This window comes from Advenella incenata (assembly GCF_004217095.1).
Taxonomy (GTDB): Bacteria; Pseudomonadota; Gammaproteobacteria; order Burkholderiales; family Burkholderiaceae_B; genus Advenella; species Advenella incenata.
Map to the genome: position 1 here is coordinate 1,686,238 of NZ_SHKO01000001.1, position 20,604 is coordinate 1,706,841.

Consider the following 20,604-nt stretch of genomic DNA (forward strand, 5'->3'; position numbering starts at 1 on the left):
CTGTTGTAAGATTTCAAAAAATCGAAATATTACCTGTATGTGAAAAGTTTTTGTCAAATGAACCGGGTATCATGCAGCTTTACAGTAAATCTTAGGAATAGACCCGAATGCAAGAAATCATGCGGATCCAGGCAGACGAGAACGATACGTCAAGCCACAGCCTGGTCTTGGGGATTGCTACAACCGCCGAGGAAGTCGAACAGTTGCAGCGATTGCGTTACGAGGTCTATACCAACGAGATGAACGTGGTATTCCCCGGCGCAGTCAACGGCGTAGACATTGAACCGTTTGACAAATGGTGTGTCCATTTGATGGTTCGGGACCTGAAAACAGATGCGGTCGTAGGCACCTACCGGATTCTGAGTCCGGAAAAGGCAGCAGAGGCCGGCGGCTATTATTCCGAGCTGGAATTCAACATTGATCAACTGGCGCATATCCGCCATGTGTTATGTGAATGCGGTCGCTCATGCACGCATCCAGACTACCGCAATGGCCAGGCAATCATGCTGTTGTGGAACGGTCTGGCACGCTATCTTCTGAGTAACAATTATCGCTATATGCTCGGTTGCGCCAGCGTTAGCCTGGCCGATGGCGGCGTGCAGGCCTCCAAGGTCTGGCGTGCGGCCAAACGCGACATCGATGCGCATCCCGAGCGTCCGATCATGGTGCCCATCAATCCGTATCCGCTGGACAAGCTCACGCTCACAGATGATGCGAAAACACCTGCGCTGATCAAAGGATATCTGAAGATTGGCGCGCATATTTGCGGTGAGCCGGCTTTTGACCGGGACTTCAATTCCGCCGATTTCCCGGTTATTATCGATGTGGCCAATATCGATACCCGGTACAAAAAACACTTCGGTCTGGCCTGACCCTCATGGCGCCCATTGCCAGTGGTCTGGCAGGGCGCGTAACCCTTTGTGCCAGAAGCCGGGTCAATCCTGCTTTAGTGTTTGGGTGTCGTGATATTGAGAAGGCTGCAAGGTATCAGGAAGGAATAATGTCCAGCGTAAAGCCGGCTTTTTTCCATTCAGCGGCTTCCAGCGTCAGCGTGTATCGGGTCAACGGGTGATCTTCCAACCATTTGCTGCCCACGCGCAACATCAGTTTCTGATCGTCGGTTTCCAGTGAAACCGGTAGCGATGTCATCGGCTGGCGCCGGCGCATGAACACGACGGCCAGTCGCAGACACAGGGTCAGCAGCCATTTGACGCGGCTTGGCTTTTCGGGCAGCAACTTGTCCAGTTTGCCCTGGTGGCCCAGCGTAAGGAAGGAGAGCAGCTCCTGTTCGGCTTCTGAAAAACCGGGCATGTCGGCGTTGGCCATCACGTAGGCAGTGTGCTTGTGGTAATTATTCTGTGAGATGCTCAGGCCGGTTTCATGCAAATCGCAGGCCCAGCTCAGGTAGCGCCGCAGATCATCGGCTGCTGTTTCATCGGCCAGTATTGAATCAAAAAATGCCAGTGCCTGCTTTTTCACGCGCGCGGCCTGCCGGCTGTCAATATGGTAGCGTTTCATGAACACGCCCGCCGTTTCATCACGCTTGTCATGAGAACTGTCGCGACCCAGCATATCGTACAAAACGCCGACGCGCAGCGCGCCGTCGCCCTGGAACATCTGCTTGACCTGCAGCTCACTGAAAATGGCCATCATGATGGACAGGCCCGCCGGCAGCACTTCCATGCGGTCCAGCTTCAGTCCGCGCAATTCCGGTGCGTGGGCGCTACCGTGGCGGATCAGCACTTTTTTGAGCTTTTGCATGCCGTCCAGCGTAATGCCTTTTTCGGAAAAGCCGGATTCTTCCAGGGTTGCAACCAGCGCCTTGGCTGTGCCTGAAGAGCCGAAGGCTTCATCCCATCCCAGATGCCGATACTGTCTGGAAATGATTTCGATTTCCTTTCTTGCGGCGATTTCAGCCAGGACAAACCCTTCTTCGGTGACTTTGCCATCGGGGAAAAATGACTTGGTATAGGTGACGCAGCCCATGGCCAGTGACTTCATGATCAGCGGTTCAAGCTCCCGGCCAATGATAAATTCGGTGGACCCGCCACCGATATCGACCACAAAGCGTTGCTTGCTGGAAGGTGGCAGTTCATGCACTACGCCGGAGTACACCAGGCGGGCTTCTTCCTGACCGGAAATGACCTCTATCGGGTAGCCCAACGCGGCTTCCGCGCGGGGCAGAAAGTCAGCCACATTGCGCGCAACACGAAAGGTATTGGTTGCCACGGCACGTACGCGGCCAGCAGGAAAATTTTCCAATCGCTCGCCAAAGCGGGAAAGTACGGCAATGGCGCGCTGGATTGCGTCTTCGTCCAGTACGCGATCTGCATTCAGGCCTGCTGCAAGCCTGACGGTTTCCTTGAGGCGATCTGTTGCATAAATCTGCACAGAATTATCATTCTGGACAATCCTTGCAATGGACAGGCGAAAACTGTTGGAGCCCAGATCTACGGCGGCAAGTAATTGGTCCATGGTGCATCTGATAGGTAAGTGAAACGCCATTTTAGTGAAAAAAGGCCCAACAGTGAGCCAAATAAGGGCGACCGGCGACATGATTTTTATTTGTCATCAATTTGTTATATTGTGAGAGTATAAGAACTGTTCTTTTCCTAAAGCCTAAAACACTTAACGACTGCCTTCATGTCCGATACCAATTCCATCTCCATTTCTGCTCCTTCTCCTGACTCCGTCACGCTGCTCAATCGCGAACTGTCTTTGCTAAAATTCAATGAACGGGTGCTGGGTATGGCGATGAATCAGGCCAACCCGCTCCTGGAACGCCTGCGCTACTTGTGCATTGTCAGCTCCAATCTGGACGAGTTTTTCGAAATTCGCATCTCCAGTCTGAAAGAGCAGGAGCGGCAGTTCCCCAATGTACCGGGCGACGATGGAATGACACCTTCTGCGGCCTTCGAACTGGTGCAGCAGCGCGTGCATGAACTGGTCGACCGTCAATATGCGCTGCTCAACAAGGATATCTTTCCCGCATTGCGCAAGCGGGGTGTATCTGTACTGGCGCCCAGGGAATATACCGAAGCCGTGTCGGCATGGGCAAGCGATGTATTTCTGAACGAGGTGCTGCCGCTGCTTACGCCTATCGGACTTGATCCGGCGCACCCGTTTCCGCGTGTCTACAACAAGAGTCTGAATTTTATCGTCTCGCTCAGTGGGGAAGATGCCTTTGGTCGCCGTGCGTCCATTGCCATTGTGCAGGCGCCACGTGCCTTACCCCGTTTGCTTGAAATTCCCGAGTCGGTATGCGGGCAGCGCCATTGCTATACATTGTTGTCTTCGCTGATGCAGCAGTTTTCCGGAGAGCTGTTTCCGGGCATGCAAGTCAAGGGCCTGTATCAATGGCGTGTCACGCGCAACAGCGATCTGTTCGTTGACGAAGATGAGGTGACCAACCTGCGGCAGGCGCTGCAGGGAGAGTTGTCTCAACGCAACTTCGGGGCGGCGGTTCGTTTGGAAATTTCCGAAGACACACCGGTAGAACTCGAACACTTTCTGCAGCGAGAATTTGCGCTGGGGCCCAAGGACACCTACCGCACGCACGGCAGTGTCAATATGACGCGCCTGATGCCGCTATGCGATATTGACGCCGACCCGCAGTTGGTATTTCCCAGCTATCGTGCGCGCCTGCCGGCCCCGTTCGATTCCATGAACGACAATCCCGCAGAAATGTTCGATGCGATTGCGCGGGAAGATTTGTTATTGCACCATCCCTACCAGTCATTCAAGCCGGTCATCGACTTTCTGACGTCGGCCGCGCTCGATCCTCAGGTGGTGGCTATCAAGCAAACCATTTATCGTACCGGTGAGGATTCTGAATTGATGGGGCTGCTACTGGCGGCAGCCAAGGCGGGCAAAGAAGTCACGGTTGTGGTGGAGCTGATGGCGCGCTTTGACGAACAGACCAATATCAACTGGGCCGCCAAACTGGAAGAGGTGGGCGCACATGTCGTGTATGGTGTTGTCGGCCATAAAACACATGCCAAAATGCTGCTGGTCCTGCGCAGGGAAGGCAAAAAAATCGTTCGTTACGGACACCTGGGTACCGGAAATTATCATCCGCGTACGGCAAGGCTCTATACCGACTTTGGCCTTCTGACTGCCAATCCCGATCTGACCAACGATATGGATCGGGTTTTCTCCTTGCTTACAGGCCTGGGCGCCCGTCGTCCGCTCAAGCTGCTGCTGCAATCGCCGTTTACCCTGCACGATCGGGTGCTCAAGATGATCCAGGCTGAAACCGAACAGGCACAGGCTGGGAAAAAAGCAGTGATCATGGCAAAGATGAATTCTTTGCTGGAAGTGGATGTGATCAACGCCCTGTACAAGGCCAGCCAGGCCGGTGTGCGCATTGAGCTGATCGTGCGTGGGGTATGTGCGCTGCGTTCGGGGGTTCCCGGCCTGTCGGAAAATATTCGGGTGCGCTCCATCATCGGCCGTTTCCTGGAACACTCGCGGGTGTTTTATTTTCATGCCGATGGTCAGGAGCAGGTTTACCTGTCTTCTGCCGACTGGATGGCGCGCAATTTTTTCCGTCGCGTGGAAATCGCCTTTCCTATTCTGAATCCGGTTCTGAAAAAGCGGGTGATCAATGAGTCCTTTATTTTTCCGTTGAAGGACAATGTGCTGTCGTGGGAGCAGAAGCCCAGTGGCGAGTACGAGCGAATAAAAAATCGTCGGGAGCCGTTCAATATTCACCAATACTTGATGAATCTGCTTGGCAAGGCCAGCTGATTGTACGCGTGCATATATATGGGGCCCCCGCGCGTTGCTTCGCACCGGGGCCAGATCCCTACTGATTGACAGTGCCGCAACCCAGGTAGATCAGGGCCATTGCGAGATTTGAGATTGCCACAGTTGCGTACCTATAGGGCAGCGCAAGGGCAAAAGGTGCACAGTCCCTTTATGGTCGCGTCGCGTCCCCAAAAAAATTAGGGTGGTGAAAAAGGAGGGGCGGTGCTATTTTGAGGTGGGCACAGACTGGCCAGAAGCGATCAATGGGCCATGTGGCGACCAAGTCAATTGCATCAATGCGACCACAAGTAGTCCATAGCTGGATCAGGTGTCGTTACGCGAGCCGGGGCCCGTATTTTTTGTGCGACGGTGGCTTGAGAAATTACATCCGAAAAGCAGACAGGTCAGGCTGGGTCAACGGCAGTTTGTAACATGACACAATATGACAGGCCCGCGCGAGCTGTTGTTTTGCAACCTGCGGTTTTCAGATGATTTTTGGCTATTTTGACACAATTTTGTCACATGAATTGTTCTTTAAGTTACTGATAACAAAATACAAAAACGATGTACCTAGTGTTTTCCCTGGTCACGGAAAAAAACTGCTTAATATTTGTCACTATCCTGTCATATAACCGTTTTACTATACTCGGCATGGACATCAAGGTTCGTATTTTGTTACCTCTTTAACGTATTAAGGAATATACATGTTCAAACATGCACTTAAAAGCGTATCTGTCGCCATCGCGTTGTCGACCGCGACTTTCGCTGCACATGCCGCTAATGTGACCGGCGCAGGCGCTTCTTTTCCATACCCTGTTTATGCCAAATGGGCATCCCTGTACGCAGCTGAGACCGGTAATAAAATCAATTACCAATCTATCGGTTCTGGTGGCGGCCAACAACAAATTATCGCCAAAACAGTAGATTTTGGCGCATCTGACGACCCATTGAACGAAAAGAAACTGGCTGAAAACGGTCTGTTGCAGTTTCCAGCAGTCATCGGCGGCACAGTTGCTGTCGTTAATATCGATGGCGTCAAACCGGGCCAACTGAAACTGACAGGTCCTGTTCTGGCTGATATTTTCCTGGGTAAAATCACCAAGTGGAACGATCAGGCCATTACTTCCCTGAATCCTGGCGTTACTTTGCCTGACGCGGCCATTATCGTTGTCCATCGTTCAGACGGTTCAGGTACAACTTTTGGCTGGACCAACTATTTGTCCAAAGTTTCTCCCGAGTGGAAAGAAAAAGTGGGTGAAGGCAAAGCGGTCAAATGGCCGACGGGACAAGGCGGCAAGGGTAACGAAGGCGTAGCCGCGTACGTAGGTCAGCTGAAAAACGCGATCGGTTACGTTGAGTACGCATATGCCAAGCAGAACAATCTGTCCTGGACTCAGCTGAAAAACAAAGATGGCAAATTCGTTCAGCCTGAACAGAAAGCGTTTGCGGCTGCTGCAGCCAACGCCGACTGGAAAAGCGCACCAGGCATGGGTGTCGTACTGACCGAAGAGCCGGGTGCTGATTCCTGGCCCGTCACCGCAGCAACCTTTATTTTGGTGCACAAAAAAGCCGACAAGCCAGAACAGACAAAAGCTGTCCTGTCTTTCTTTGACTGGGCATTCAAAAACGGAGCCAAATCGGCTTCTGAAATCGACTATGTGCCCCTGCCAGATGCTGTAACCAAAGAAGTTCGCGCAGCATGGGCTTCCGAGATCAAAACGGCAGACGGTCAGGCGGTTTGGAAATAATCAGGTCACACGACTTGACCCTCTGAACAAAACATGGCGACTTAATCATTTAAGCCGCCATGTTTTTTACGAACACCAAGACGGGTTTACAATGAGCGTTTCGATAACGACAACAGGGGCCGAGCCTACCCGGTCCGCCATCCAGACTATGCAAAAACAACTTCCTCCAACACCGGCCAAGAGCAACGCGTTTGCCGACATGTTGTTCAAGAATGTGGCACGTTTTTTTGCCTTTTTCGTATTCATGCTGCTTGCGGCCATCATGGTTTCACTGTTGTATGGAAGTCAGGAAACGCTGCTCAAATACGGTGCGGCCTTCTTCTGGACAAATGACTGGGACCCTGTTAATGATGTTTACGGCGCAGTTGTCCCCATCATTGGTACGCTGATCACTGCTTTCGTGGCCCTTATTATCGCTGTGCCGGTATCTTTCGGCATTGCCATGTTCCTCACCGAACTGGCCCCAACCTGGCTGCGCCGCCCCCTGGGTACCGCAGTCGAGCTGCTGGCGGCCATTCCTTCCATTATCTACGGCATGTGGGGTTTGTTCGTCTTTGTCCCCATCTTTCAACAATACGTCCAGCCTACGTTGATTAATGTGCTGGGCAGCGTGCCCTTTATCGGGCAGTTTTTCCAGGGCGCTCCTTTCGGTATCGGCCTGTTTACGGCCGGCCTGGTGCTGTCCATTATGGTTATTCCATATATTGCTTCGGTCATGCGTGACGTGTTTGAAGTGGTTCCCCCCATGCTCAAGGAGTCAGCCTATGGCCTGGGATCTACGACCTGGGAAGTCATGTGGCGCGTCGTGCTGCCCTACACAAAAACCGGCGTGATCGGGGGCATCATGCTCGGTCTTGGCCGGGCTTTAGGTGAAACCATGGCCGTCACGTTTGTCATCGGTAACTCGTTTCGCCTGCCGGGCGGTGTTTTCGATCCGTCCAACTCGATCGCTTCGGCCATTGCCAACGAATTCAATGAAGCCGGCGGTTTGCAGAAATCTTCCCTGATTGAATTGGGCCTGATCCTGTTCCTGATCACCACCTTGGTATTGATGGCCTCGCGCCTCATGCTGGCAAGATTGTCAGTGGCCGAAGGTAAAAAATCCTGATTGTGGGGCTCAAGAGATAAATCATGAATACAACGACTGCAACAACATCACAGGCCAATTCGGCCATCAACCCGGGCAACTGGATTTACCGTCGGCGCCATATGCGCAACAAGGTCATGCTTGTCTTATCGTCGGCAGCGCTGCTGTTCGGCCTGTTCTGGCTGGTCTGGATCCTGTTCACGCTGGCTGTGAAGGGCGGCGGTTCACTCTCCTTTTCGCTCTTTACTGAAAAAACACCGGGTCCCGGCGAATCGGGCGGACTGGCCAATGCGCTGATTGGTTCCGTGCTGATGTCCGGCGTTGGCACGGCTATCGGTACACCCATTGGCATTCTGGCCGGGACCTATCTGGCCGAATATGGACAGCGGGGCTGGCTGGCGCCGGCAACCCGCTTTTTGAATGACGTGCTGCTGTCTGCGCCATCCATCGTTATCGGCCTGTTCATTTATGCCATCGTGGTTGCCAACTCGGGGCACTATTCGGGTTGGGCCGGTTCCTTTGCTCTGGCCATTCTGGTTATTCCTGTGGTGGTGCGTACCACAGACAATATGCTGGCGCTGGTGCCCAACAGCCTGCGCGAGGCGGCGTCTGCACTGGGCTGCCCGAAATGGCGCGTGATTACGCTGGTATGTTATAAAGCAGCCATGTCGGGGATCCTGACGGGCGTTTTGCTGGCCGTGGCCCGTATTGCCGGCGAAACCGCGCCGCTGCTGTTTACTGCGCTATCCAATCAGTTCACCAGCTGGAACATGAATGCGCCAATGGCCAATCTGCCGGTCGTGATCTATCAATATGCTGCCAGTCCGTTTAAGGACTGGAATGAGTTGGCGTGGGCTGGCGCCACCCTCATCACATTGCTGGTGCTGGCGCTTAATATTCTTGCCCGTAACTTGTTTCGCAAACAATAGTCAGCGACCCCTAAATTAAAGTATTCGTCAGGAAGACACACATGGAAAACTTGGTTACGATTGACCAGACAAAGATTGAAGTCAAGAATCTGAACTTCTATTATGGAAAATTTCACGCCATCAAAGACGTGAACATACGGATCGCGAAGAACAAGGTAACGGCATTCATTGGCCCGTCTGGATGCGGCAAATCCACGCTGCTGCGCACCTTCAACCGCATGTACGAACTTTACCCAGGCCAGCGTGCCGAAGGTGAAATCAACATGGATGGCGAGAACCTGCTAACGTCTGCGCAGGACATTTCCCTGTTGCGTGCCAAGGTCGGCATGGTGTTTCAGAAGCCCACGCCTTTTCCAATGAGCATTTATGATAATGTGGCCTTTGGCGTCAAGCTGTTCGAGCGTCTGTCCAAGGCAGCGATGGATGAGCGGGTGGAATGGGCCCTGACCAAAGCTGCCTTGTGGAACGAGGTAAAGGATAAACTTGGCCAAAGCGGCAACGGCCTGTCCGGTGGCCAACAGCAGCGCCTGTGCATTGCCCGTGGTGTTGCCATCAAACCTGAAGTGCTGTTGCTGGATGAACCATGTTCCGCGCTGGACCCGATTTCTACGGTCAAGATCGAAGAGCTGATTACCGAATTGAAAAAAGACTACACGGTCGCCATCGTGACGCACAATATGCAGCAGGCGGCACGTTGCTCCGATTACACTGCGTACATGTATTTGGGTGAAATGATGGAGTTTGGTGAAACGGAACAAATGTTCGTTAAACCGAAGCGCAAGGAAACCGAAGACTATATCACCGGACGTTTCGGCTAACACCAACATTGCCCGGTAGGCTGCGGCCGACCTGGTTTATCTATCTATGCGTGAAAAGCTGCGCGCTGCGGTATTCGATTCGTCGGATACCGCAGCGCGCAGTTTGTTTTGAGCGCGAGTTTTTAGCTGTTTTTGCCACAATCAAGGGTTATCCCTAACAACGCGATTTCCCATGTATTGGTAATATTTGCTGGCGCGATGTTTAAAACAATGTTTGATAATATGGATAGGTGAATCCATTGCGCCGCCCCGCCTCGTGCGGGGCGCTTCGTTTTCGGGACGGCTGTTCCTGTGGCCGATGCCCAAGAGCCGGTAACGCGCTGAGCGTCCGCTATTATTGGCGACACAAGCGCTGCCACGTTTCTTGTCGCCAGCGCGCACCTATGACCAGATATAGTATTATCTGAACAGGCAGGCAGCCTTGCCCCCACTTATTCATAGGAGCATTCATACAATGTCGTACTATCTCATCGTCCGGGTAAAAGTGAATGATCCCGAAGGCTATGCTGCCTATACCGCTTTGACTCCGGATATTGTCGCTGCCCATGGCGGGCGATTCCTGGTGCGTTGTCCTGCGCCGGTTACCCTTGAGGGGCCGCAAGAGCAGCAGCGTATCGTTGTGGTGGAGTTTCCCGATGAGCAGCATGCCCGCAAGTTTTATGACTCTGCCCAGTACCAGACTGCCAAAGCGATCCGCGAGCCCGTTTCCGAGGCACAGTTCCTGATGGTTCCCGGCGTCTGAGAACGTGCCTTGGCTTAAATCACTACGCTTTCGTCCGAGACCCAGAACACCTTGCAAAAACAGCGGCATGACAAGACATACCCTTGCATGTGCGGCGCCAAAAATGCCCTGACATATCATTTATAAGTAAAAGTACCTGGGCAAGTATCGATGCCCCTACCCATGACGTGCAGGCCGATTGGCGCGACAAGCCGACAATGTGTGCCGATGTGTGAGTGGGCTGCGCCCGGGGGCTCACAGGTGCGTATGGCCATGCACGTGCGGATCCACCATGTCTGCGGTCTGCAGTTCCAGAAATATGCCGCAGTTTTTGACATCATGAGGGACAGTGCAGCGTTGTCGCAGCGAGGCCAGTTGCGCTTTCAACTGGCTCAATTCCCGGATGCGCGCTTCTACGTGTTCAATATGGGCATCAATTGACTGGTTGACCGGCTGGCAATCGTCCGGTGTCTCGTCGTGCGCCTGTAACAGGGTACGGATTTCATCGTGGGACATATCCAGAATCCGACAATTCCGAATAAAACGCAGGCGCTGTACATGTTCATTATCATAATGCCGGTAATTGCCCTCTGTTCTGACGGGAGCGGGCAGCAGGCCGGCTTTTTCATAAAAGCGGATGGTTTCAGGCGTGCATCCCTGCAAACGAGCCAATTCTCCGATTTTCATCTTTTTTCCTATGCTGTTCAATAATGCCTTGACTCTGAAGTTACTTCAGGGTTTTAAATGCCATTATACGATGCAATTGGAGTACAAGCATGTCAGAGCAGCAAACCCGGGTTACCGCCATCCGAATCGAGCAAATGGACTGCCCGACTGAAGAGCGGTTATTGCGCAAGGCGCTGGAGAAAAAACCAGGAGTAACCGACCTTCGTTTCAATCTCATGTCCCGCGTTCTGTCTGTAACGCACGATCCGGCCATACTGGACGAGGTCATGCAGGCGATCCGCAAGATCGGTTTTACGCCGGAGCTGCACGACGGCAAGTCGGCACCAGCCAGGACAGTGGGCAAAACAGGCTGCTGCGGGCATTCGCATGACGCGCATGACCATCATGAGCATAAACATGATCACGGTGCAGACGGGCACGCTCACGCGCAGCACGCTCATGGACAGGCGCCCAACACACCGCTTGCGCAACCGGAAGGTGAAGTTTCTCCTAATATTGCCGGCGGCATGCTGCCCGCCTGGTGGCATCTTGCGCTAGGTGGGGCGCTGGCGCTGGCCTCTGAGCTGGTTCACTGGTTCGCTGGGCCAGCCTGGCTGACCATTGTCTGCGCTATTGCTGCCGTTGCCCTGGCTGGCACTGCAACCTATCGCAAGGGCCTGGTTGCGCTGCGTTATGGCGATTTGAATATCAATGCGCTCATGAGTATTGCTGTTACCTGCGCCTTGCTGATCGGGCAGTGGCCGGAGGCAGCGATGGTAATGGTGCTGTTTACACTGTCTGAATGGATCGAGGCAAAATCCCTGGATAGAACGCGCGCTGCGGTATCCGGCCTAATGAACCTGGCGCCTGAAACGGTGACGGTACAGATCAATGGACAATGGCAGGTACGTGAAGTATCGCAGGTGACCGAAGGCAGTCTTGTGCGGGTGGCGCCGGGCGAGCGCATCGGGCTGGATGGCCGCATTGTGCGTGGCACGACAACGGTCAATCAAGCGCCCATCACGGGCGAAAGCGTACCGGTGGACAAACAGGGTGGAGATACGGTCTTTGCCGGCACGATCAACGAAGCCGGTGAAATTGAAATAGAAGTGACGGCAGCAGCAGACAACACCACGCTGGCCCGCATTATCCATCAGATCGAAGAGGCACAGGCAGTGAAAGCGCCGACGCAGCGTTTTGTAGATTCGTTTTCCCGTTATTACACGCCTGCCGTAGTTGTATTGGCTATTCTGCTCGCAGTCATACCGCCGCTCTTTTTTGGCGGAGCCTGGCTTACCTGGATTTACCAGGCGCTGGTTGTGCTGATTATTGCCTGCCCGTGTGCCCTGGTTATCTCGACACCGGTAACCGTAGTCAGTGGATTGACCGCAGCAGCCCGCATGGGGATCCTGATCAAGGGCGGCGTGTATCTGGAGCAGGGGCATCGCATGCGTTGGCTGGCGCTGGATAAGACCGGTACGATCACGCAGGGTCAGCCGGTGCAGACAGGCATGACGCTGTTAGATCCGGAACGATCAGTCGACGAGCTGCAGCGCATCGCGGTAAGTCTTGCCGCGCGCTCCGATCATCCTGTTTCCCGGGCCATCGCGCAGGCACCCGAGGCGGCGGCCGTGGCGGCCATGGCAGTGGGCGAGTTCGTTGCCGTGGCGGGGCGGGGCGTGCACGGCGCTATTGAGGACGAGCGCTGGTATCTGGGCAGTGCCGTATGGGCGCAGGAATTGGGCCTTATGACCGCTGCGGTACGCGATAGCGTGACGGCTGCGCAAAACAGTGGTCAAAGCGTTGTGCTGCTGATGAACACGCGCGCCGCTAGCATGTTGTTTACCGCTGCCGACAAAATCAAGGATAGCAGCGTCAAGGCGATTGAGCAATTGCACCAGTTGGGGGTCAAGACGGTGATGCTGTCGGGCGATCATCAATCGGTTGTCGACGCCATCGCTAAAACCAGTGGTGTGACGCAAGCGCAGGCGCAGTTGTTGCCGCAGGAAAAACAGCAAGTGGTACAGAAACTGCAACAAGACGGTCATGCTGTGGTTGGCATGGTCGGAGACGGCATGAATGATGCCCCGGCGTTGGCGCAAGCTGATATTGGCTTCGCGATGGGCGCAATGGGTTCCGATACGGCAATCGAAACGGCAGACGTGGCGCTGATGGACGACAATCTGCTAAAAATTCCCGCCTTCCTCAGGCTGTCGCGCGTTACGCGGCGGGTGCTGGTGCAGAACATTAGCCTGGCACTTGGTATCAAGGCGGTATTCCTGGTGCTTGTCCTGATGGGACTGGGCTCCATGTGGCTCGCTGTCTTTGCCGATGTTGGGGCCAGCCTGCTGGTGGTGGCAAATGGATTGCGATTATTGCGGGCCGGACCAAGGCTTGCACAGCAATAATCGGCACCGGATCGTGACACTGAAAGATCGAAAAAGATTGTGTCAATAGCAACAAAACATGCCCGGGACACGAGATCGCTTTCATTGCGGTCGCCAGCCCCGGCGCATGGTCATTCATAATATTTCAATTGTCATAAATTATAGAGCCCGGAAGACTGCCATTAACATTTAATTGCAAATATAAATAGAAATCGTTATCATTTGGCTTTATCATCAAAAGATAACGAGGGCTTTTTATGGCAGTTTCATCGATGTATTTTGATCTGGGGGGCAGCAAGTTTGCCCCCAATATTCTGTTGGTTTCTATTCTGGGCGCTCTGGCGACGCCAGCGATTGCACAGACCGCAACGACCACAGCAGGAACCGCCTCGTCGGTGGCGACTCTACAACCGATCAATGCGGTCAGTGCGAACGATGCCACCAGCGAGGGTACGGGTCAATACAATGTGCCGGTGGTATCCAGTGCTACACGCCTGCCGTTGTCGCCGCGTGAGACGCCACAAACCATCAATGTGGTAACACGTACGCAAATGGATGATTTCCGGCTGAATAACGCGACGTCTTTGCTCTCTGCTGTTCCTGGCGTGTTTGTGCAGCAGGTGGAAACGGATCGCAATTACTACATTATCCGCGGTTATGACGTTACCAATTTTCAGGTAGACGGCGTGGGTATGCCGTTTTCTACTGAAGAGCAGATCGGCGACCTGGACATGGCCTTTTATGATCGGGTCGAAGTGCTCAAGGGGGCCAATGGCCTGTTGTCCAATACCGGTAATCCTTCAGGGACCGTTAATTTCGTACGCAAGCGTCCCAAGCGTGAATTTTCTGCCAACGCGGGCTTATCGTATAGCTCCTTTGCCACGCGTCGGCTCGATGTGGACATATCCTCGCCACTGAACGACAGCGGCTCGGTACGCGGCCGGCTTATTGGCGCCTACCAGAAAGGCAATTCTCATCTTGATCGCTACGGCCTGGAAAAACGTATGCTGGGTGTGATTGTGGATGCAGACCTGGGTGATCGTACAACGTTGACGCTGGGGCACACCTATCAGAGGAACAAATCGAAATCACCCATGTGGGGCGCCTTATCGCTTTACTATACTGACGGCAGTTCGGTTGATTACGATGTATCGGATAGTTACGCACCGGACTGGGCATACTGGAATACCACTGATCAAACCAGCTTTGCTGAATTGAATCACGATTGGGGCGGCGGCTGGAAAACCAAAGGCACATTGACCTACCGCAAGATCACCCAGGATGCGGAACAATTTCTGGCCACTGGCGTTCCTGATCGGGAAACGGGGCTTGGCCTGACCACTTATCCGACCAAGTATGACCGGTACGAGAAGCAGTGGATTGGCGATATCAGCACGACCGGAAAATATACGCTTGGCGGACGCGAACACGATGTGATGTTCGGGATCAACGCCAATCGCAGTAAAAATTATATGACTTCTCTGGACGCGGGCGTGGGTGTCGCTTTGCCCTCACTGTTTACCTGGGATCGGCAATTTCCACGTCCCGATTTTGCGAATGGCACGGAAACCTTTTCCGATTTTACAGTTCGTAAAACCACTGCGTTTGCCGCAACACGCTTGAATTTGCATGATGATTTCAAGGTAATTGCCGGGCTTAACTACACCCGAGCAACCAGCACCGGCGAACACTATGGTGAGCCTCGTGAATACAAGCGTAATAAACTGTCTCCCTACCTGGGCCTGATCTACGACCTGAATGACAATTACTCGGTGTATGCCAGTTATACCGGTATATTCAATCCGCAGTCTCAGGTGGATATCAACGGCCAGATCCTGCCTGCCATTGAGGGCAAAAACTATGAGATCGGCCTCAAGGGTGAGTCTGTTGACGGCAAGATCAATGGTGGTATCGCCCTGTTCCGTGCAGAGCAAGACAATACAGCAGAATACGACAGCTTTCTGGATGGCCTGAGCCGATACAAGGCCGTAAACTCACGCTCCACTGGCTTTGAATTGTCATTGCAGGGCGAGGTGATGCCTGGCCTGCAGGTCAGCGCCGGCTATACCCACTTTTTCTCGATCAAGGATGAAGATGGTAAGGCCGTGCGCGAATTCGTTCCCAAAAACTCATTTACCGTAGCCGCTTCATATGCCGTGCCTGCAGTGCAGGGACTGAAAGTAGGGGGCGCTGTGCGCTGGCAATCGGAGACGCGCCGTTTACAGGGCCAGACACCGGCTGGAGAAGACATCCATCTGAAGCAGAAATCGTATGCCGTGGCCGATCTGATGGCCAGTTATGAAGTCAATAAGAATTTCACGGTAGGCGTTAACGTCAAGAACGTGTTTGACAAGAAATACCTGACCTCGACGCAATGGGAGCAGGGCTTTTACGCTCCATCGCGCTCGGTCGGCATGAATGTTCAACTAAAGTACTGAAGAATCAAGGTAGCAGATCATGAAGGGCAGTCAAGCGGCAGACACAATTTACGATGTACTTGGGATAGGTCTGGGGCCGTTCAACCTGGGCCTGGCATGCCTGATGGCGCCAGTGGAAAATTTGACTGCCGTGTTTCTGGAGCGCAAAAGCGCGTTCAGCTGGCACGATGGCATGATGATTCCAGGCACGACGTTGCAAAACAACTTCATGGCGGACCTGGTTACGCTGGCGGACCCGACCAGCCCCTTCACTTATCTGAACTACTGCAGGCAACAGGGAAAAATCTACCGCTATTATTTTCGGGAAAATTTTTATCTGACCCGGCAGGAGTACAACCGTTATTGCCAGTGGGCGGCCTCGCAACTGGACAGTGTCCATTATGAACGGCAAGTGACCGCGCTGGCGTATGACGAAGCTGATCAATGTTACGTGGCCACAGTAACCGATTTACGCAATCAATGTCAGTTGCAATATCGTGCCCGCAGGCTGGTGGTCGGTATCGGCAGTGTGCCCAGTCTGCCGGCCTGCGTAGGTGAAGATTATTTGTCGGCGCACACTGGTCAGTACCTGCGGCAAAAAGCCAGATTACAACAAGCGCGCAGAATTACCGTGATCGGCAGCGGGCAGAGCGGCGCGGAAATTTATTATGATCTGCTCCAGGATATGGAGCAGCACGATTACGAGCTGTACTGGATCACGCGTTCTTCCCGTTTCTTTCAGATGGAAACCGGCAAACTGACGCTTGAACTGATTACGCCTGACTATGCCGAGCATTTTTACAAGCTGGATGAGCAGCAAAAGCACAGGACGCTGCAGGATCAGGTCAGCATTTTCAATGGCATCAATACCAGCCTGATCGAACAGATTTATGATGAGCTGGATGAAAAGTCACCAGACAGTGCTCGCCGCACACACCTGTACACCAATATGGCACTTACCCAGTGCAGCCGCCACGGCAGCGACACGGAACTGGTATTCGACCATTGCCAGACGGGCAAGCGGTACCGGTTCATTACAGATGAAATCGTGTTTGCCACCGGCTATTGTTATCGTATTCCCGATTTTATGCAGGGGATTGCCGACCGGCTCAATCTGACCAGCCAGGGGCGCTACCACCTGGCTCAAGACTATGCCGCAGACGTAAATGGTGATGAAGTCTATATTCAGAACGCGGGCTTTGACAGTCACGGCCTGACCAATCCGGACCTGGGATTAAATTGCTTTCGCAATGCCTGCATTATCAATGCGATCATGAAGCGGGAAGTGTATGCGATTGATTCCGGTACGACATTCCAGGCGTTCACGCCGCAAGAGAACAACCAGTTTGCACAGTTGAGCGACAAATGACCATACGCCTTGCCATCATCATTATGTCTGCATTGGGCATGATGAGCGACACCGTGCTTATCGGCTTTTACCCGCAGTTTTTCGACATGCGCTATGGCAACACCGATCAGGTGCACACCGGGATGTATGTGGCTGCCATTTCGATTGCTGTCATGTGTACGCTGCCGATCTGGGTGCGGGTAGCCAAACGGTTTGAGCCCATGTCGCTTATCGGTTTTACCCAGTGCATAGCGGGCCTGCTGTGCCTGTCGGCCATCTGGGCAGAAACCCTGACGCAGTACTGGGTTTTGACCATGCTCATGTTCATGTTCAAAAGCAGTTATCTGCTGATGTTTCCGTACCTGATGCGCATCGTCAATAGCGACGAGCATAGCCGAACCATCGCGCTGCTCTCGGTCGTTGTGCACATATCGGGTATTCTGGCCGCCGCCTCGGGTGGCTACATATTGCAGCACTTGGGCGCGAGTGCTGCGCTGGTTCTGATGGCTGCCGGTGATTTCGGACAAATGGCCATTACGCTGTGGCTCAACCGCAAGGGAAAAATCATCAAGGTTAACAACCAGCAGCCAATCAATGCACAGGATATCAAGGATACGGCCGCTATCGTCGCGGATGATGCAACGGCGCCTGCGCCGGTAGCCACACGCCGCGGATTCTCGCATCTGACCAAGGGTATCCTGACGCTGAGCCTGATTATGTTTGTGTTCGATTTCAGTGCCTATCTGATACGACCATTCTTTTCTGAATACTGGATTTATGCAACGGCGCACAAGGACCAGACCCTGGCAGGATTGATTTTTGCCATTCCGGGACTGGCGGCGGTGGTTGCCCTGATTGTCAAGCATCGGCTGAGCGCGACGGCGACCCAACGCAATGAAAACCTGTCCTGGAATTTGCTGTTGTCGCTGGTCGGACTGTACCTGCAGTCGATCCCGTCCGACATCGCCATTGTGATTGGCCGATGCATGTACGGCTGGGGGCTGTTTCAGATTGCGGTCAAACTGGAGGTCAGCCTGTTTAGCATCAGCCGCAAGGAAGACTATGCGCATCACTTTAGCATCACCAATTTTTTCCAGAACCTGGGCGTGCTTATTTCCTCCTGGTGTGCAGGATATATCGTCAGTCTGATCAGTCATCAGGCCGTGTTCCTGATCGCAGCAGCGGGCATAGCGTTAACGTGGCTGGCCAATAAACTGACGCTGGATCTGGACCATATCAAGCCAACTGGTGTCCCGCAGGACACCGATACAGACAGGAGTAAAGAGATTGAACTGGAATCCCGGCGCGTTTGAGATTCGGGAACTCGTTCCCGAGCACGATGTACCCGTATTTCATCCGTGGTTTGACCTGGAATACGCCAGCTACTGGGATATGGCAGATATGACCCGGCAGGAAGTATTGGCGTTCTACAAGACGCAGCAGGCCAGTTCGCATGAGTGGGCCTGGGTTGGTACGCAGCACGGACAGATTTGTTTTCTGCTCGAATGTTATGACCCGCAGCATCATGACATTGCCCGCCATTACCAGGTGGAGCCTGGCGACATCGGCATGCATTTTTTTGTAGCGCCTGCAACCGAACAACGGCATGGCTACACGCTGGATGTTATGCGCCATGTCATGCATTACCTGTTTAACCAGGTTGGTGCGCGACGTGTCGTGGTTGAACCCGACAGTCGCAATGACAAGGTAAGGGCGCTCAACCGCAAGGCCGGATTCGCAGAGGTTGGTGTCATTGCCCTCAAAACCAAGCATGCCATGCTGTCTATTGCCACCAGGCCAGCCTTCGACGCAACCCTATCACTTTCAGGAACTACTAAGATGAGCCATTATCCCGTACCGTCAGCGCAACAGCATCTGCGCCATCTCGAGCCCGAGATCTGGAAACATGTCAATCGTCATCTGGTTGCCAAAGCCATTGCCGAATTTTCGCACGAACAGATTTTGATGCCGGCGCGCAGTGACGCGCCTCATGATGGCGGCCATACTGCCCCTGACGATAGCCTGCATGCCTATGTACTGGTGTCCGACGATGGACAAACGCAATACCAGTATCTGGCGCGTCCCATGATGTTACGCCACTGGCATGTTTCAGAACCATCGGTCACCCGTATTTGCAACGGCCAGACGCTTGAACTGGATGCCTTGTCTTTTATTATCGATTTTAAGGAAACGCTGGCCATACCTGCCGACAAACTGCCGGTGTATCTCGATGAAATAAGCAGTACCTTGTATGGCGCAGCGTACAAGCGATGCCATCAATCATTGGATAGCAAGGATCTGTTGCATGCAGATTACCAGCAGATAGAAGCGGCCATGACCGAGGGGCACCCGGGTTTCGTTGCCAACAACGGTCGCATTGGCTTTAATGTGTTCGATTATGAAAGCTACACACCGGAAACAGGCAGTCGCTTTACGCTGGTATGGCTGGCGGTCCATCGTACTCATGCTCATTTCGCGTCGCTTTCGACGCTGGAATATGACAGCTTTGTGCGCCAGGAACTGGGCTCGCAGCAGGTGACTGACTATCGCGCGCAATTGCAGGCACAGGGACTGGAGCCGGATCATTATCTGTTCATGCCCACGCATCCATGGCAGTGGTTCAACCGTTTGAGTATTGCATTTGCAGCCGACATTGCACAACGCAATATTGTGTACCTGGGCATTGGCCAGGATACATACCAGGCGCAGCAATCGATCCGCACTTATTTCAATCACACGGATCATGAAAAATGCTATGTAAAAACGTCCTTGTCCATCCTTAATATGGGCTTTATGCGTGGCCTGTCTCCTTATTACATGGCGGGTACACCGGCAATCAACGAATGGCTCAAGCAACTGATTGACAGCGATCCTTTCTTACGCCAGAACGGTTTTGACATCCTTCAGGAAGTTGCCTCTATCGGCTACACCAATCGCTATTACGAGGCGGCACTGAAGAAGGACAGCCCCTACAAAAAAATGCTGTCTGTATTATGGCGTGAAAGCCCGGCCGAAAAAGTACAGAAAACAGAACGGCTGATGACCATGGCATCGTTACTGCATCGTGATCGCGACGGACAGGCGCTGTTGCCTCTGATGATTGAGCAGTCCGGCTTGTCCAGCAGTCAATGGCTAAGTCGCTATTTTGACGCTTTCCTGGTTCCCGTGGTGCATTGCTTCTATGCCTATGAACTGGTGTTCATGCCGCATGGCGAGAATCTGATCATGGTCATGGATCACAGTAATGTGCCGCAGCGCTGCATCATGAAGGATATTGCCGAAGAAAGTGCAATTCTGGATCAGGACTTTGATATTCCGGAGCATATTGCCCGTCTCAAGGTAAGCGTGCCGGAAGACTACAAAATACTGGGAATATTCATCGATATTTTTGACGGCGTATTCCGGCATATGAGCGATATCCTGCATAGCAGCGGCTGCTGCAGCGAAGAACAATTCTGGACGTTGGCAGCGCTGTCCGTTAAGCGGTATCAGCAGGCACATCCAGCTTTGGCCGATAAATTCGCTCGTTATGACTTCTTTGCAGATGATTTCAGACACTCGTGCCTGAACCGCTTGCAATTGAAAAACAATCTGCAGATGGTGGACCTGTCGGATACAGCTGGCAGCCTGACCATGGCCGAGAACCTGCCCAATCCCGTTGCACGCTTTCGCACACTGTCGGTGGCCGAGCTGGAGGCCTCAAACCTGATGCCGCAGCCCGAACCAGCCTAATC

At 53.3% G+C, this 20,604-nt stretch carries 14 protein-coding genes and 1 pseudogene; 13 read left to right on the top strand and 2 right to left on the bottom strand.

All coding sequences use genetic code 11. The features are described from left to right. Window positions 1–107 precede the first annotated feature (107 nt). Window positions 108–872: a GNAT family N-acetyltransferase gene (locus EV681_RS07665; RefSeq protein ID WP_128395461.1), complete on the top strand. Its 765-nt coding sequence runs from the start codon at window positions 108–110 to the stop codon at window positions 870–872. 115 nt (window positions 873–987) lie between these two features. Here EV681_RS07665 and EV681_RS07670 read toward each other — a convergent pair whose 3' ends face one another. Beyond that, window positions 988–2,475, bottom strand: coding sequence for a Ppx/GppA phosphatase family protein (locus EV681_RS07670; protein WP_128395462.1), 1,488 nt, complete (start codon window positions 2,473–2,475; stop codon window positions 988–990). A gap of 168 nt (window positions 2,476–2,643) precedes the next feature. On the opposite strand from EV681_RS07670, the gene ppk1 reads away from it, so the two are divergent. From ppk1 to EV681_RS07700, 6 genes are all read left to right on the top strand, one after another. Further along, window positions 2,644–4,749 carry a polyphosphate kinase 1 gene (gene ppk1 / locus EV681_RS07675; RefSeq protein ID WP_130303645.1) on the top strand — a complete coding sequence of 702 codons (2,106 nt, stop codon included), beginning with the start codon at window positions 2,644–2,646 and terminating at the stop codon, window positions 4,747–4,749. A gap of 704 nt (window positions 4,750–5,453) precedes the next feature. Then, window positions 5,454–6,497 (top strand): phosphate ABC transporter substrate-binding protein PstS, encoded by a 1,044-nt coding sequence (gene pstS / locus EV681_RS07680; protein WP_128395464.1) that lies wholly within the window; start codon window positions 5,454–5,456, stop codon window positions 6,495–6,497. Between the two features lie 148 nt (window positions 6,498–6,645). Further along, on the top strand, window positions 6,646–7,605 hold the full coding sequence (gene pstC / locus EV681_RS07685) for a phosphate ABC transporter permease subunit PstC (RefSeq protein ID WP_128395573.1): 960 nt from the start codon (window positions 6,646–6,648) through the stop codon (window positions 7,603–7,605). Between the two features lie 23 nt (window positions 7,606–7,628). Further along, window positions 7,629–8,513: a phosphate ABC transporter permease PstA gene (gene pstA, locus EV681_RS07690; protein WP_128395465.1), complete on the top strand. Its 885-nt coding sequence runs from the start codon at window positions 7,629–7,631 to the stop codon at window positions 8,511–8,513. 41 nt (window positions 8,514–8,554) lie between these two features. Continuing rightward, window positions 8,555–9,331: a phosphate ABC transporter ATP-binding protein PstB gene (pstB, locus tag EV681_RS07695; RefSeq protein ID WP_128395466.1), complete on the top strand. Its 777-nt coding sequence runs from the start codon at window positions 8,555–8,557 to the stop codon at window positions 9,329–9,331. Between the two features lie 454 nt (window positions 9,332–9,785). Continuing rightward, window positions 9,786–10,073, top strand: coding sequence for a DUF1330 domain-containing protein (locus EV681_RS07700; protein ID WP_130303646.1), 288 nt, complete (start codon window positions 9,786–9,788; stop codon window positions 10,071–10,073). Window positions 10,074–10,307: 234 nt separating this feature from the next. On the opposite strand, the gene cadR is transcribed toward EV681_RS07700, so the two are convergent. Beyond that, window positions 10,308–10,739, bottom strand: a complete 432-nt coding sequence (gene cadR, locus EV681_RS07705; RefSeq protein WP_130303647.1) for a Cd(II)/Pb(II)-responsive transcriptional regulator — start codon at window positions 10,737–10,739, stop codon at window positions 10,308–10,310. Between the two features lie 89 nt (window positions 10,740–10,828). Here cadR and EV681_RS07710 point away from each other — a divergent pair, with 89 nt between their 5' ends. The 6 genes and pseudogenes from EV681_RS07710 to EV681_RS07730 all read left to right on the top strand — a co-directional run bounded on the left by EV681_RS07710 (window position 10,829) and on the right by EV681_RS07730 (window position 20,602). Then, window positions 10,829–13,126, top strand: a complete 2,298-nt coding sequence (locus EV681_RS07710) for a heavy metal translocating P-type ATPase (protein ID WP_130303648.1) — start codon at window positions 10,829–10,831, stop codon at window positions 13,124–13,126. A gap of 236 nt (window positions 13,127–13,362) precedes the next feature. Continuing rightward, window positions 13,363–15,543: a TonB-dependent siderophore receptor gene (locus EV681_RS07715; RefSeq protein ID WP_130303649.1), complete on the top strand. Its 2,181-nt coding sequence runs from the start codon at window positions 13,363–13,365 to the stop codon at window positions 15,541–15,543. 19 nt (window positions 15,544–15,562) lie between these two features. Next, the gene (locus EV681_RS07720) at window positions 15,563–16,891 is read left to right on the top strand and encodes a lysine N(6)-hydroxylase/L-ornithine N(5)-oxygenase family protein (protein ID WP_130303650.1); all 1,329 of its coding nucleotides are present in this window, start codon (window positions 15,563–15,565) and stop codon (window positions 16,889–16,891) included. Further along, the gene (locus tag EV681_RS07725; protein ID WP_128395472.1) at window positions 16,888–18,183 is read left to right on the top strand and encodes an MFS transporter; all 1,296 of its coding nucleotides are present in this window, start codon (window positions 16,888–16,890) and stop codon (window positions 18,181–18,183) included. Before EV681_RS07720 ends, EV681_RS07725 begins: the two co-directional genes overlap by 4 nt. Further along, window positions 18,119–18,616 (top strand): annotated as a pseudogene (locus EV681_RS22695) (GNAT family N-acetyltransferase); the annotation flags it as partial. The gene EV681_RS07725 and the pseudogene EV681_RS22695, both read left to right, overlap by 65 nt. 93 nt (window positions 18,617–18,709) lie before the next feature. Then, window positions 18,710–20,602: an IucA/IucC family protein gene (locus EV681_RS07730; RefSeq protein ID WP_242612223.1), complete on the top strand. Its 1,893-nt coding sequence runs from the start codon at window positions 18,710–18,712 to the stop codon at window positions 20,600–20,602. Window positions 20,603–20,604 lie beyond the last annotated feature (2 nt).

Coding starts and splice junctions, on each gene's coding strand:
- EV681_RS07665 (WP_128395461.1), top strand. CDS start 108: ATGCAAGAAATCATGCGGATCCAGGCAGACGAGAACGATACGTCAAGC.
- EV681_RS07670 (WP_128395462.1), bottom strand. CDS start 2,475: ATGGACCAATTACTTGCCGCCGTAGATCTGGGCTCCAACAGTTTTCGC.
- ppk1 (WP_130303645.1), top strand. CDS start 2,644: ATGTCCGATACCAATTCCATCTCCATTTCTGCTCCTTCTCCTGACTCC.
- pstS (WP_128395464.1), top strand. CDS start 5,454: ATGTTCAAACATGCACTTAAAAGCGTATCTGTCGCCATCGCGTTGTCG.
- pstC (WP_128395573.1), top strand. CDS start 6,646: ATGCAAAAACAACTTCCTCCAACACCGGCCAAGAGCAACGCGTTTGCC.
- pstA (WP_128395465.1), top strand. CDS start 7,629: ATGAATACAACGACTGCAACAACATCACAGGCCAATTCGGCCATCAAC.
- pstB (WP_128395466.1), top strand. CDS start 8,555: ATGGAAAACTTGGTTACGATTGACCAGACAAAGATTGAAGTCAAGAAT.
- EV681_RS07700 (WP_130303646.1), top strand. CDS start 9,786: ATGTCGTACTATCTCATCGTCCGGGTAAAAGTGAATGATCCCGAAGGC.
- cadR (WP_130303647.1), bottom strand. CDS start 10,739: ATGAAAATCGGAGAATTGGCTCGTTTGCAGGGATGCACGCCTGAAACC.
- EV681_RS07710 (WP_130303648.1), top strand. CDS start 10,829: ATGTCAGAGCAGCAAACCCGGGTTACCGCCATCCGAATCGAGCAAATG.
- EV681_RS07715 (WP_130303649.1), top strand. CDS start 13,363: ATGGCAGTTTCATCGATGTATTTTGATCTGGGGGGCAGCAAGTTTGCC.
- EV681_RS07720 (WP_130303650.1), top strand. CDS start 15,563: ATGAAGGGCAGTCAAGCGGCAGACACAATTTACGATGTACTTGGGATA.
- EV681_RS07725 (WP_128395472.1), top strand. CDS start 16,888: ATGACCATACGCCTTGCCATCATCATTATGTCTGCATTGGGCATGATG.
- EV681_RS07730 (WP_242612223.1), top strand. CDS start 18,710: ATGAGCCATTATCCCGTACCGTCAGCGCAACAGCATCTGCGCCATCTC.